The organism is Sphingomonas sp. VDB2 (assembly GCF_047946695.1).
GTDB classification, from domain to species: domain Bacteria; phylum Pseudomonadota; class Alphaproteobacteria; order Sphingomonadales; family Sphingomonadaceae; genus Sphingobium; species Sphingobium bisphenolicum.
On record NZ_CP159615.1, the window covers coordinates 1,233,640 to 1,247,853 of the forward strand.

The 14,214-nt window shown below is 63.0% G+C and carries 8 protein-coding genes; 2 read left to right on the forward strand and 6 right to left on the reverse strand.

Going from position 1 to position 14,214, the window contains the following annotated elements:
- Window positions 1-149: 149 nt before the first annotated feature.
- Together ABT375_RS06080 and manD are read right to left on the reverse strand one after the other, a co-directional pair.
- Window positions 150-902, reverse strand: a complete 753-nt coding sequence (locus ABT375_RS06080) for a FadR/GntR family transcriptional regulator (RefSeq protein ID WP_416464463.1) — start codon at window positions 900-902, stop codon at window positions 150-152.
- 64 nt (window positions 903-966) lie between these two features.
- Window positions 967-2,175, reverse strand: a complete 1,209-nt coding sequence (gene manD, locus ABT375_RS06085; protein ID WP_416464464.1) for a D-mannonate dehydratase ManD — start codon at window positions 2,173-2,175, stop codon at window positions 967-969.
- Window positions 2,176-2,326: 151 nt separating this feature from the next.
- Here manD and uxaC point away from each other — a divergent pair, with 151 nt between their 5' ends.
- Window positions 2,327-3,745, forward strand: a complete 1,419-nt coding sequence (uxaC, locus tag ABT375_RS06090; RefSeq protein WP_416464465.1) for a glucuronate isomerase — start codon at window positions 2,327-2,329, stop codon at window positions 3,743-3,745.
- Window positions 3,742-5,136 carry a mannitol dehydrogenase family protein gene (locus tag ABT375_RS06095; RefSeq protein ID WP_416464466.1) on the forward strand — a complete coding sequence of 465 codons (1,395 nt, stop codon included), beginning with the start codon at window positions 3,742-3,744 and terminating at the stop codon, window positions 5,134-5,136. Before uxaC ends, ABT375_RS06095 begins: the two co-directional genes overlap by 4 nt.
- 48 nt (window positions 5,137-5,184) lie before the next feature.
- Here the strand turns inward: ABT375_RS06095 and ABT375_RS06100 are convergent, their stop codons facing one another.
- From ABT375_RS06100 to ABT375_RS06115, 4 genes are all read right to left on the reverse strand, one after another.
- The gene (locus ABT375_RS06100; RefSeq protein ID WP_416464467.1) at window positions 5,185-6,465 is read right to left on the reverse strand and encodes an MFS transporter; all 1,281 of its coding nucleotides are present in this window, start codon (window positions 6,463-6,465) and stop codon (window positions 5,185-5,187) included.
- Window positions 6,462-9,137 (reverse strand): glycoside hydrolase family 2 TIM barrel-domain containing protein, encoded by a 2,676-nt coding sequence (locus ABT375_RS06105; protein ID WP_416464860.1) that lies wholly within the window; start codon window positions 9,135-9,137, stop codon window positions 6,462-6,464. Before ABT375_RS06105 ends, ABT375_RS06100 begins: the two co-directional genes overlap by 4 nt.
- A gap of 219 nt (window positions 9,138-9,356) precedes the next feature.
- Window positions 9,357-10,943: a carboxylesterase/lipase family protein gene (locus ABT375_RS06110; protein ID WP_416464468.1), complete on the reverse strand. Its 1,587-nt coding sequence runs from the start codon at window positions 10,941-10,943 to the stop codon at window positions 9,357-9,359.
- 117 nt (window positions 10,944-11,060) lie between these two features.
- Window positions 11,061-14,036, reverse strand: a complete 2,976-nt coding sequence (locus tag ABT375_RS06115) for a TonB-dependent receptor domain-containing protein (protein WP_416464469.1) — start codon at window positions 14,034-14,036, stop codon at window positions 11,061-11,063.
- Between the last annotated feature and the right edge of the window lie 178 nt (window positions 14,037-14,214).

Below are 14,214 nucleotides of genomic sequence, written 5' to 3' on the forward strand. Positions count from 1 at the left end.
GCCGGACAGATGGCAGCATCCTACCAGGAGCGACATGTTATCATTTACCGCTGCAATCAAATATATGAATATTATCGGCCTGTTTAATTGATGCAATAATATCAAAGACTGTATTCCGAGCATATATTTGATCGCAATCTGGCCGAAACTTACCGAGCCAATCTTCCGTTTGACAATCTCTGTCGTTTACTGCCAATTTCCTTCTTGGCATTCTCGATCATCTCCAGCTCAGTGACAACCAAAAGGTCTTCCGATACCCGGGTAAGATGGTCCCGCATTGCCGATCGCGCCAAATCACTGTCGCGCGCCACTAGCGCATCGTAAATGCGTCGATGTTCATCGGGCCTGGGATTGATTCCGCCTTTCCGGGCCTGCTCGAACATATGTCGGCAGAGAGGCGATGATTCCCGTAAATCCCACAGATGCTCGACCGCCTGTTCGATCAGGCTATTCTTCGTCCCCTGAGCGATCATCAGATGGAAGGTTCGATCCAATGCCAGCTCAATGGCCGATGCCGGGTCCGCCGCTTCCATGCGGCCCAATATTGCTTTAAGTTCGACCAATTCGTCGTCGGTCATGACGGCCGCGGCCAACGCCGTTGCCTCCCCTTCGAACATCAGTCGCGCTTCGATGAGTTCAAAAGCGCCGACATTCAGCTCCGCTGTAGCCCGAATATTCGGCGGGGAGATAACGACATAGACACCTGAACCGTGCCGAACTTCAACCAGTTGGCGGATTTCCAGCGCAATGATCGCTTCCCGGATCGTCGGGCGGCTGACGTTGAACTGTTCGGCAAGATCGCGTTCAGGCGGCAGCCGGGATCCCGGCTGATGCACACCGTCCTGAATCCCGCGCTCGATTTCAAGCGCCACGCGCTGATATAATTTCAAACGTTCTGCCATGCCACGGACATGTCACAAGGCATGGCGGTTCGCAAGTCATCTTACCAATCTTCCGATGCGCCATTTACCAGTTCCACATGGTGCCGTCTTCCAGCCGCGCAACCGGTAGATAGGCAGGCTTGTAAGGATATTTGGCGGCCAGATCCTCATCGATGTCCACGCCATGGCCGGGCGTTTCGCCGCAGAAGAGTTCGCCCTTGTCGAAATGATAGTCGTGCGGGAAGACGGCATCGGTTTCCTCCGTATGCCGCATATATTCCTGGATGCCGAAATTGGGCACCCATGTGTCGAAATGCAGCGCGGTGCCCATGGTGACGGGCGAAAGGTCGGTCGCGCCATGGCTGCCGGTGCGCACCTGATAGAGGGCCGCCAGGTCGGCGATGCGGCGCAGATGCGTGACCCCGCCCGCGCTGACGATGGTGCAGCGGATATAGTCGATCAGCTGGTTCTGGATCATATCCTTCGCGTCCCAGATGGTGTTGAAAATCTCGCCCACGGCCAGCGGCGTGACGCTGTGCTGGCGGATCAGCTTGAAGGCTTCCTGATTTTCCGCCGGGGTTACGTCTTCCAGCCAGAAGAGCTGATAGGGCTCCAGCATCTTGGCCAGATTGGCGGCCTCCTGCGGGGTATAGCGATGATGGCCATCATGCAGCAGATGCGGGCCAAAGCCATAGATGTCGCGCAGCGTTTCGAATAGCTTCGGCACGTAGTTGAGCGCCTTGCGGGTGTCCCAGCCGGTGACGGACGGCAGCGCCGCGTCGGCGGGTTCATAGAACAGCTTGCCCCGGCCCACGCCATAGGCGTCCTTGATGCCGGGCACGCCCGTCTGCGCACGAATGGCCTTGTAGCCAAGATCGATATATTGCCCCACTGCGTCCACGGTTTCGGCGATGTCGCTGCCATTGGCATGGCCATAGACCATGATGCCGTCGCGGCTGCGGCCGCCCAGCAACTGGTAGAGCGGCATATTGGCCATTTTTGCCTTGATGTCCCACAGCGCCACGTCGACCGCGGCGATCGCGCGCATCGTCACCGGGCCGCGACGCCAATAGGCACCACGGTAGAGATATTGCCAGATATCCTCGATCCGGCGCGGGTCCATGCCGATAAGGCAGGGGACGACATGATCCTCCAGATAGGCGACCACCGCCTTTTCCCGGCCGTTCATGGTCGCATCGCCAATGCCATAGACGCCCTGGTCGGTCATGATCTTGAGCGTGACGAAATTGCGTCCCGGACAGGTGACGATGACCTTGGCCGATATGATCTTCACTGACGATCTCCCCAAATGAATGCGAGCATGGCGCCCAATGTTGCCGCCTTCATATTGGACTTACCTCTTAATGACAATAGATCAGATAACTTGAAGCTTTATACCGATCGCGTATGAGGGCGAGACATCTCCTGGGATCTGGACACCATCTATGACCACGCATGTTCTGGAATTGCATCCCGACCGGCTACTGCCCGCTGACCCTGCCACGCGGGCGATCGCCAGAGCGCTCTATGACAGCGTCAAGGGCCTGCCGATCGTCAGTCCCCATGGCCATACCGATCCGTTCTGGTTCGCGGGCAATACGCCCTTCGCCAATGCCACCGACCTGCTGCTGACGCCCGACCATTATCTGTTCCGGATGCTCTATTCGCAGGGCGTGCCGCTCGACGCGCTGGGTGTGCGCAACCCGCAAGCGGACCCGCGCGAGGCCTGGCGGCTGCTGGCGCAACATTATCACCTGTTCCGGGGCACGCCGTCGCGCATGTGGCTCGACTGGGTGTTCGTGCATGTCTTCGGCATGGAAGTCTCCTTGAGCCAAGGGACGAGCGACCTCTATTACGATACGATTACCGATAGGCTGGCGACCGACGCGTTGCGGCCCCGGTCGCTGTTCGACCGCCATGGCATCGAACTGATCGCGACGACCGAAAGCCCGCTCGATTCGCTGGAGCATCACGCCGCCATCCGGACCGAAAATGCGCGTGAAGGCGGCTGGCTGGGGCGCGTCATCACCGCCTATCGCCCCGACCCGGTGATCGACCCGGAATTTGAGGGCTTCGCCACCAATCTGGGTCTGTTTTCCGACCTGACCGGCGAGGATTGTTTCACCTGGTCGGGCTATCTCGCCGCGCATCGCCAGCGGCGCGCCTTTTTCGCGGACATGGGCGCGACGTCGACCGACCATGGCCATCCCACGCCGCGCACCGCTGACCTGAGCGAAGCGGACGCGCGCGCCCTGTTCGAGACGATCTGTTCCGGTCGCTTTTCGGCGCAGGACGCGGAACTGTTCCGGGCGCAGATGCTGACGGAAATGGCCGCTATGAGCGTGGACGACGGGCTGGTCATGCAGATCCATCCCGGATCGTTCCGCAACCATAATGCGCGCCTGTTCGAACGCTTCGGCCGCGACAAGGGCGCCGACATTCCGATGCGGACCGAGTTCGTCGCCAATTTGAAGCCTCTGCTCGACCGCTTCGGCAACGACCCCAGCCTGTCGATCATCCTCTTCACCCTGGACGAAAGCGTCTATGCGCGCGAACTCGCGCCGCTGGCGGGCCATTACCCCTGCCTGAAACTGGGACCGGCATGGTGGTTCCACGACAGTCCGGAAGGGATGCGCCGCTTCCGCCATATGACGACCGAGACGGCAGGCTTCTACAACACCGTCGGGTTCAACGACGACACCCGCGCGCTGCTGTCGATTCCCGCGCGACACGACGTCGCCCGGCGGATCGATTGCGGCTTCCTGGCGCAACTGGTGGTCGAACATCGCATTGCGGAGTGGGAAGCGGCCGATCTGGCGCAAGACCTGACCTATAATCTGGTGAAGAAGGCCTATAAACTGTGAGCGATAGCGCGCTACTGTCCAGCCGGACGCTGGACCGCCTGCCCGCCGCGCTGGCGCAGGCCGACTATGATCGCGATGCCCAGGCGTGCGGGATCGTCCATTTCGGCATCGGCGCGTTCCACCGCGCGCATCAGGCCTGGTACACCGACCGGGCGATGGCGCAGGGCGAAAGCGATTGGGGCATCACCGGCGTGTCGCTGCGGTCGGCCGGTGTCGCGCGTCAGCTCAATCCCCAGGACGGGCTTTACACGCTCACCAGTTGCAGCGCGGACGGCCGGACGACGCAGTTGATACGGTCCGTGCGGCAGGTGCTGGTCGCCAGCGATGATCCGGACGCGGTGATCGCCGCGCTCGCCGCGCCGCAGACGCATATCGTCACCTTCACCGTCACGGAAAAAGGCTATTGCCGCGCGGCGGACGGATCGCTCGATCTGGCGCTCGCCAATGACGGCAGCATCTATTCCTTCATCGAACGCGGATTGCAGGTGCGCGCCGAGCGCGGCCTGCCCGGCCTGACCCTGCTGTCCTGCGACAATCTGGCGCATAACGGCCGCCAGTTGGAGCGGCTGCTGCACGCCTATGTCGATGCGCGCAATCCGGCGCTGACCGCGTGGATTGATCGGGAATGCCGCTTCCCCAGTTCCATGGTCGACCGCATCGTTCCCGCCACCACAGACGGCGATCGCGACGCCGTGCAGGCGGCGATCGGGCTGGAGGATCAGGGTGCGGTCGTGACCGAGCCGTTCAGCCAGTGGGTGATCGAGGATCGCTTTGCCGGTCCCCGTCCGCGCTGGGACGTAGTCGGCGCGGAACTGGTGGCCGATGTCGCACCCTATGAAATGGCCAAGCTGCGGATGCTGAACGGCGCGCATTCGGCGCTCGCCTATCTGGGTCTGCAAAACGGCCATAGCTTCGTCCATGAAGCCGTCGATGATCCGGCGATCCGGCCGCTGATCGAAGCGCTGATGCGGCAGGAAGCGGCCCCTACCATCGCCGCCGCGCCGAACCAGGATCTGGACGCCTATGCGACCGCGCTGCTCGCCCGTTTCGCCAACCCGGCGCTCAACCATCGCCTGATCCAGATCGCCATGGATGGCAGCCAGAAAATCCCCCAGCGCTGGCTGGAAACCCTAGCCGACAATCAGCGGGACGGCAAAGCCTGCCCGGCGATCCTGGAGGCATTGTCCGCCTGGCGTTGCCATTTGCGCGGCGACAATGCGGTCATGTGGGGCGCGGTCGAAGATCCGATGCGGGAGCAACTGGCCCCGCTGGCGAAGGGGGAGGCCGCCAGCTTCGCCCACGCGCTGTTCGGCGAGAGCGGCCTGTTCGCGGCGAGCTGGACTGCGAACGATGCCGCCATGCGCGCGTTGATCGAGGCGCTCGGCCGATAAAGGCAATGATGGCATGTGCCCCGGCCTGCGCCGGGGCACGGAAAGCTATCAAGCGGTGAGATGGTCCGCGGGCTTCGGGCGATTGCGCAGCAAGATCCACAGCATCGCCATACCGATGATGTCGAGCGCGCCCAGCATCACGAACAGCGGCGAATAGCCGAAGATGTCGGCGCTCTGCCCGATCAACAGGGTGAAGAGCATCCCGCCGATCCAGGCGATCGTGCCCGCCATGCCGCTGGCCGTTCCGACCATGCGGCTGTCGAACACGTCCGAACACAGCGTAATGAGCGCGCCGTTCAGCATCTGATGCGCGAACCCGCCGACGCAGAAGAGCGCGATCGCCAGCCCCGGCGAACCGGCAAGGCCGATGCAGGCCGGACCGATCATACAGACCGCGCCGATCGACATGGTGATCTTGCGCGACGCCAGCACGCTCGCCCCTCGCCGCATGAGCCAGGGCGGCAACAATCCGGCGGCCAGCGACCCAAGGTCCGCCGCCACGAACGGCATCCACGCCCACAGTGCAATGCTTTTCAGGTCCAGATTCCAGACCGCGACTAGATAGAGCGGAATGAAGAAGTTGAAGGTCTGCCATGCCGGCTCGGCGAAGAAACGCGGGATGGCGATGGCCCAGAAGCCACGCGACCGGATCACTTCGGATCGGGTGGACGGGCGCCCCCCATCGCTCGCGTCACCCTGCCCGGCCTCGATCAGCGCGCGCTCTTCCCGACTGAGGCGGCGATGGCGATCGGGCGTTTCGTATCCGAACCACCATAGGAGCGCCCAGACCAGGCTGAGCGCGCCGGTGACGATGAAGGCGGACTCCCAGCCCCAGGTGAGGATGCAGAACACCACGATCGGCGGGGCCGCTATAGCCCCGACACTGGTGCCCATCTGAAAGGCGCTGGTCGCCAGCGGGCGTTCGCGCGCGGGGAACCATTCCGACACGGATTTGGCGCCAGCGGGAATCGCCGCCGCTTCGGTCGCGCCGAGCATCCCGCGAAAAACAGCCAGCCCCTGCCAACTGGTGGCGAACCCATGCGCCATATTGGCAAGCGCCCAGCCGACCGCGAACAGGAAGAAGCCGAGCCGGGTGCCGAGCAGGTCAAGCACGGTGCCCGCAACCGTCTGCATGATCGTATAGGCGAGCTGGAACGACAGGACGACATAGCTGTAGCTTTCCGTCGTCATCCCCATCTCCTGCTTGAGCGTGGGGGCGGCGACCGACAGCGTCGAGCGGGCCAGATAGTTGAGGATCGTCCCGATCGTCACCAAGCTGATGATCCACCAGCGCAGGTGCCGGATCGGTTTCTTGCCGGAAGAGGTCATGGGCGGGGCGTGTCGATCGGCACGACCTCCAGTGCGGAGACGATGGCATCCCCGACCGTGGGCTTGAAGTTGATCGTGAGGCCGTCCTTGACCGCGGTCGCAGGCAGGCTGCGCGTGATCGCCTTGAGCGTGCCGCCGGCTGCTGCCGCCACGTCGAAGCCAGGAAGCGCTACCTTACCGTTGATCGCCACGTCGAAGACGCGCTTGCCGCGTTCCGCCGATGGTTCGACGAAGTGCAGGATCACGGTGTAGCGGCCCGGCTTGGCCGGAATATGATAGGTGAAGTCGCCCGACCGATAAGTGGCGGCCTGATCCCGGTTGGCGGTGCCGGTGATCGCGGCGGCCTGAAACGGCGCGTAGCGGTTCTTGCGTGTGTCGGCCGTGCCGGGTGCGCCGCCGTCGAAAAAAGCGTCGGAGCCGAAGCGATGCGCCGGGTCGGCCGCCGCGAGTATCGCGCCGCTGTCGATGCGGAACGCGGCCGCTGCGTCGCGCCCTACCGTCCAGTCCACGCCGTCGCTCTGCACCCCGCCGTCGAAATGCGCGCGCGCTTCGATCCGGTTCTGCCCTTCGGTCAGGCGAACGCCGGGCCAGACGCAGGTGGCAAAGGCGCAGCCGCGCATCGTGCCGATGGACGTGCCGTTGACCAGCAATTCGGTTTCGAGCGCATTGCTGTAAATCTTGACGTCGGTCACGCCATAGGCGCGATCGACATAGCGCTTGCCTGCAATCTGCACCGCAGGCTGCGCCGACCAGTTGACGCGATAATACCACCAGGCGTCCTTGCGGATCGCGCCGTCATAGGTGACCAGCCCCTTGGTATTGATGTCGATGGAATCGCCTTCCTTGCGGACCTTGGTCGCAAAGTCGAAGCTGTTCCACAGCCAGCTGCCCCATAGATAGGATTTCGCCTTCACCTGCGGCCAGACGCGCTCATGAAGCCAAGCCTGATATTCTTCGGGCTGGTCGCGGCCCGACGGATTGATCGGCCCGCCCTGCGGATCGTCGCTATGCTGCGACGTCGCGCCGCCCGCGCCATATTCGGTCAGCGCCAGCGGCTGCCCGGCATGTTTCTTGTGCAAACCATCCAGCACGGACGAAAAGTCATCCGCCTTGCCATAATACCAGCCCATATAGCGGTTGACGCCGAGTCCGTCGGTGATGCCCGACACGTCGGGCACGCCCGGCATCCCGTTATTCTCGCAGCAATTGGCGAGCACCGTCGGGCGGATCGAATCTTCCGCCTTGGCCAGCGCATTGAGATCGGTCAGCAGGCCGCGCGGATCGGGCACCTCGCTCACCGCCTTGCCGATGAAGTCGGGGCGGTTCGGGCCGAAATCCACCTCATTGGCGATGCCCCATACCGCCACCGACGGATGATTGTAATTCTGCCGGATCATCTCGACCAGTTGCTGGCGGGCGTTATCGGCCACCGCCTTGGGCGCTTCCTTTTCGTCCGGAGACAATGTCCAGGCAGTCACCAGCGGAATTTCGTCCCACAGGATCAGGCCGAGCTTGTCCGCCAGCGCATGAACGACCGGCCCATGCTGATAATGGGTCAGGCGGATCGTATTCGCGCCCATTTCGCGGATGGTGGACACCATTTTCTCGATGTCGCCTTCGCTCAACGCCCAGCCGTCCTGGCCGCTATCCTGATGCAGGCCCACGCCGTGCAGGGCCACGACCTTGCCGTTCAGCAGGAAGCCGCGATCCGGGTCGAGCGCCATCGTCCGGACGCCGAAAGGCTGGCTGACGCTGTCGAGCAACGCGTCCTTATTGTCGCGAAACTCCGCGACCATCGTGTAGAGATAGGGGTCGGCCGTGCCCTGCCACAGACGCGCCTGGTCGATCGTCAGGTCGATGCGCGCTTCGCCGTCGGCCCGCGCGCCCAACTGCACGGGGCTGGCCTGTCGGGCCACATCCTTGCCGTCCCGATCCACGAACCGCACGACCACCTGACCACGGAGTGCACGGCCGGCGTCGTTGCGCACGCGCGACAGGATGGAGATCGCCGCCGTGCCATTGTCGATCGTGCGGGTCTGCGCATAAACGCCGCTGCCGCCATGATCGAGCATCGCGAAATGTGCCGCCTGCGTCACGATCATCTTCACCGGGCGATACAGGCCGCCATGGACGAAGAAATCGCCCGCCAGCGGCAATGTCGGCTGCACACCGAGCGTTTCGGGCGCACGATTGTCGACCTTCACCAGCAGGACGTTGCTGCCGCCCTGCCGATAGGCCGATGTCGCGTCGAAGCGGAAGGCGGAAAAGCCGCCCGCATGGCTGCCCAGCCTTTGCCCGTTCAGCCAGACTTCCGCCGTCCGGCTCGCCGCTTCGAACTCCAGCCACAGGCGCTGCGATCCGGAAAGGCGCGCGGCGGGCAGGGTCAGCTTGTACCAGCCGATCCCTTGGGTCTGATCGATCGGGCGTTTGAGGGTCGCCGCTGCGGGACTGCCGGGCAGGTAGGAGCCGATCCGGTTCCAACTATGCGGCACTTCCACCGGTTGCCATGTCGCATCGCTGGCGGGCGGCGTGGCTGCGTCACCCATTTGGAAGCCCCAGCCTGACGTCAGGGTTACGCTTTGTCGAATTTCCGGTGCGGGCGACACAGCCGCAGATTGCGCCAGAACGACGGTCGGCGCCGCGACCGAACAGAGCAGTGCTGCCGACAGCATGCATAGGCGATGGGGGATCAAGGCTCTCTCCTGAACAGGATAGTTTTTTCAAACTGGTATGACCACGCTGCATTGGAGCGCCTTGGTTGTCAATCCAATTGGCCCCACTTGGCCGTCCCTTGCACGGCACCACAAAAATGCTGATCCGGTGTCCGACAGAAAACCGACTACCGGACCAGCCGATGCAGGGGTGCAGCCCTGCATCTATTATGAGATCATTTAGTCCCGCACGGCCCCGCCGGTGACGGAACGAACCGCGACGGAGCGGAAGAAGTCGAGCTTGCGCGCGTCAGGCCAATTGCCAGCACCAGCAGCCTTGCCCAGTTCCAGCAATGTCCGGCTGGACGGGTCATATCGGGGCCAGTGCAAATCGGCACTGTTGGGATCGCCGGTACGGGCGAAAGCCACCAGCGAACGCGTCATTGCCCGACTGAATAGGCGGTCCTCGCTCGTCCAGGCGCGCGTGGTTCGGAATTGGTTGAAACTGTCCAGCGTACCGAGCCAGAACGGCACTTCGGACGTATGATAAGCCCCCGCCGTAGCAGGATCGAGATCGGTCAGCACGACACCCGGCGCGAAGCTGTGCGCGCGCGAAAATTCATAGCTGAAAATCTTGGACCGCCCATGCGCCGCCTGTGCTCGCGCCCAGCTATCCATCCCGACCGCCATGGTCCCGTCACGATCCGCCGCCCGCGCCTGCGCGCGCGCCTGCTCGTCACTCGACGCCGGATAGAGGCTCAGGAACGTCGAAACCTGCTCGCCGAATTTCGCCTTCGCTTTCGCTCGATAGTCTTCCAGCCCTTGTATCGGGCCAAGCCCGCCAAAGGATTCGTCATGGGTGAAGCCAAGCAACAGCGGCACGTCATTCTGGGCGGATTGTGCGAAAATCTGTTCGACAGGCTGCGGAAAGAGATAGCCGTCCTGCACCGGACCGATTTTGGGACCATCCGCGATGCGTGGCACAACGATCCGGTCGGCGGGCAAGGCGCGCAGTTCCGCGATCGACCTGGCGCGCAAATAGGTTTGCAGCTTGACGCCCTCCTTCTCTGCATCCGGCAAGGGCGCCATGGCGCTGGGGCCATCAAGGACCGCGCCGCTCATGCCGACGGCGCGATGGAACAGGCCGCGCGCGAGCGGGGAGGCCTGCAGCGCGCCGACGGACATCGAGCCGGCGGACTGGCCCGCGATCGTCACATTGTCGGGATCGCCGCCGAACCGCGCAATATTGCGCCGGACCCATTGCAGCGCCGCGATCTGGTCGAGAAAGGCATAGTTGCCCGATGATTTGTGCGACGATTCCGCGGAGAGTTCCGGGTGCGCGAGGAAACCCAGCGCGCCCAGGCGATAGTTGAAATTGACGAAGACCGCGCCTTCGCGGCTGACCGCTTCGCCCCCGTAGAGCGCCATGCTGGACGATCCGACATAGAAGCCACCGCCATGGATATAGACGATGACCGGCGCCTTCTTGCGCACGGCGGTCGTCCAGACGTTAAGGTAGAGGCAATCCTCGCTGGTGATTTCCGCGCCCGAATATTGGTTGGTCATCACCCCGCGCTGCGGCTGCATACATTGCGGGGCATAATGGTCCGCATGATAGGTGCCGTTCCAGCGCTTGGGCGGCTGCGGGTCGCGCCAGCGCAGGTCGCGCACCGGCGGCGCCGCATAGGGAATGCCCAGATAAGCCTGCCCGCCCGACGACATTCCGATCCCTTCGATCGCCCCCTGATCGAGGGTGACGTGCGGGTTCTGCTTGGCGACCGGCGCGGCGCTGGCCGATGCAGCCAAACCGATGCCGATGGCTATCAAAGAGGTGAGACTGCGGATGATTTCCTCCTGTCGACATCGACCTTGCAGAACGCCGGACCCGATGGATGCCACGCCCGGCACCAGAGCCGAAAAGCTCCGGTGCCGGGCGTAATCGCGTTAGAATTTGAACCGCACGCCGCCCTTGTAGGTCCGGCCCATCAGATCATAATAGGCGCTGCCGTTAGCGGGCAATGGCGGGTCTTTGTCGAACACATTGTCGACGTTGAAATAGACCGTGAACTGCTTGTCCGCGCCAAAGCTGTATCGCGCGCCCAGGTCGAGATAGGCGACCGCCGGGATATTATTGTTGCTGATGCTGGTGGTCAGCGCCGGATTATATTCCGGCTCGTCAGGCCCGAACAATCCGTTATTCTGGCTCGAAGGCGACACATAGCGGACATTGGCGTTCAGGCCGAGACGGTCCAGTTCATAATCCAGCGTCAGGTTGAACAACCATTTGGGGAGGCCGGCCGGGCCGCCGAACTGCGCGCCGGTCTGACCGGCGCGGTCAATGCCGTTGGGGAACAGGGTCGACACGTCGATGGACGATTTGAACGACATGACGTGCGTCGCTAGCAGGTTGGTCGTCAGCGTGCCCGCCAAGCCGACATCGTCCAGATTCTGGCTGTAGGTCGCCTGGAAATCCAGACCGCGGGTCTTGAATTGCGCGACGTTGGCGGTGATGCCGCGCACGCCGGTCAACTGGCCCGCAACAGGATCATTATTGGCGAAACTGATCAGCGAGCACCAGCTATTGCCCGTATAAACCCCGCCGACGAAGCAGTTGTTGACGACACCCTGCGTACCGGTGGACGTGATCGCGTCCTTGATCCCGATATTATAATAATCGACCGACAGGCGCAGCGCGCGCAGGAAGGACGGCTGCCAGGTCACGCCGACCGTCTGGGTGATCGACTTTTCCGGCTTGAGGTCGGCATTGCCGCCCACGATGAATCCGGCGCTGTTGGTCGGAGCCGCGATTCCGGGACGCGGATCGGCGGGCAAGGGCAGAGACTGGGTCTGGGGCGTGAACAGATCGATCAGGTTAGGCGCGCGGATGTCGCGCGACCGCGTGGTGCGGAACATCAGGCCATCGATCACTTCCCAGGTCAAACCCGCCTTCCAGGTGGTGACGCTGCCCGACGTGCTGTAATCGGTCAGGCGGGCAGCGCCGTTGAACTCGATCTTGCGCGCGAAGGCCATATCCTGCGCCAGCGGCACGATGGCTTCAGCATAGACTTCTTTGACGTTCTGGCTGACTTGCGGAAGGGTCAGCCCGGTGCCCGAGAGCCAGCTATTCGATCGCGACAGCGCGTCGGTCGTCAGTTCGACCGATTCCCGCCGATATTCCGCGCCGACGCCGACCGACACCGGCCCGGCCCAGGTAGAGAAAGGCTCACCCTGGATGTTCGCGGCGAAATCATGCAGCCTCGTCCGGCCCCTGCCCGTCGCGGTGCCCAGAATGTAGGACTTGGCGGCGTCCGAGACATGGGGGGTACCAAGAATGTTGATGGGCACGCACCCTGCGGCGCGGGCAGCGGCGTTGCGGCAAACGATCTGGCCGTCCACCGAAACCGCATCGAGCGCGTTGCGGAAATTGACGTTGTTGAAATTGTTGCTGATCCGGACGTCCGATGTATTCTGTCCGAACAGATAGGACGCGTCCCATTTCCAAGATCCGCCCAGGTCGCCCTTCACGCCGCTCTGAACCCGGATCACCTCATTCTCGATGCGGCGGACATTGGGTCCGAAAGCCTGTCCCGAATAGCCGATAGCCAGACCTGTCGTCGGCACCTGCGCCAGTTGCTCCGCGGTCAGCGCCTGGGCGAGATAAGGATTGTCCCGCGCGATGTTGAGCGCAGGGCCGGCGCCCGCGCCGTCGCGACGCACCAGGATGATACCCGTGGTGGTGACGTTGGAATAAAGCGGTTCGACATAGACGGTCAGGCTGTCATTGAGGTCGAACGACACGCGGCCCATCGCGCTGTAGCGCGTCTGTTCGGGCCTGAGTTGCTGCGTATTGAGGTTGTTGATTCCCGCGGCGGCATTCGCTGCGAGCGCCTCGGGCGTAAAGAAGTCGAGGCTCGCCGTCATGTTGCTGAGGCCCCGGCTGAAAGTCGTCGTCGTCACCCCGCCATTCGCCGTCGGCACGAACGCCAGACCGCGAAGCGCGCCGGCGGTCTGGATCACGCCGCCGCTGCTCGCCGCGCCATAATAGTTGCCGTTCGGACCCAGGACCGTGCTGGGCGTGCCGGCAGGCCGGTTGGCGATGACCGCGCTGTTCCACGCCTGCCGCCCCCATCCGCGCGCCGTGTTGTAGTAGCCAGTCCCGCCATCATCATTATATTCGAAACCCGCGACGATATGGCCGCGTCCGTCGGCGAAGCTGGTGCCGCCGGCCAGGGTGGCGAACTTGCTCTTCGCGTCCTTATAACGGGTCTGGCTATATTGGACGGACCCCTTGATACCTTCGAACTTGTCGTCGATCTGGAAATTGATGACACCTGCCACCGCATCGGACCCGTAAGCCGCCGACGCGCCCCCGGTGACGACGTCGGAATTGCGGATCAATACCGTCGGAATGACGTTCAGGTCGGTCGATCCCGCCGTGGTGGTGACGCCCGGCACGATCGTCTGCGGCAAACGGCCCCGATCCAGCAGCACAAGCGTGCGCGTGGGTCCCAATCCGCGCAGATCCGCCAGGAAAGCGCCGGTATTCCCGAGGCCGCCGGCATTGGGCGACACCGCCGCGCGGAAGGCGGGAACCCGGTTGATCGCATCGCCGACATTGGTAATGGCGCGCGATTCCAGAAATTCCTGGCCGATGACGGTCGTAGGCGTGGGCGCCGTATATCCGCTGCGCGACAGGCGCGACGCCGTGACGACGATGTCTTGCCCCGCGGTATCGGCGCTGCCTTCCACGCCGCTTTGCGGCGCAGGCGCCGCCGTACCGCTTTCGGCCGCCTGTTGGGCCGACGCCGTGCCGGCCATGAAAAGGAGCGACGCTCCACCCAGCAGCGCGGCGCGCAGCAATGCGGCGCGACTACCTAAAAAATGACTATGCGATTGGGCGACATCTTCATGATAGCGCATTTGGTATCCCCTCTTGACGACCGCTTCTGCAGACGGATTTGGCTTGTCCAATTTTCTAAAGCGGTCAGGCTAATCAATATAGTGATTTTTATCACTGCCGAACGATCAATATAATTTGTGATTGATCCACTGGCGGATGTGCGCACCGATAGCCGTCGACCGGCTTAAATCGGCGCGA

Excerpts from the sequence above, each read along its gene's own strand:
- ABT375_RS06100 (WP_416464467.1), bottom strand. The coding sequence starts at position 6,465 with ATGACCTCTTCCGGCAAGAAACCGATCCGGCACCTGCGCTGGTGGATC.
- uxaC (WP_416464465.1), top strand. The coding sequence starts at position 2,327 with ATGACCACGCATGTTCTGGAATTGCATCCCGACCGGCTACTGCCCGCT.
- ABT375_RS06080 (WP_416464463.1), bottom strand. The coding sequence starts at position 902 with ATGGCAGAACGTTTGAAATTATATCAGCGCGTGGCGCTTGAAATCGAG.
- ABT375_RS06115 (WP_416464469.1), bottom strand. The coding sequence starts at position 14,036 with ATGCGCTATCATGAAGATGTCGCCCAATCGCATAGTCATTTTTTAGGT.
- ABT375_RS06105 (WP_416464860.1), bottom strand. The coding sequence starts at position 9,137 with ATGCTGTCGGCAGCACTGCTCTGTTCGGTCGCGGCGCCGACCGTCGTT.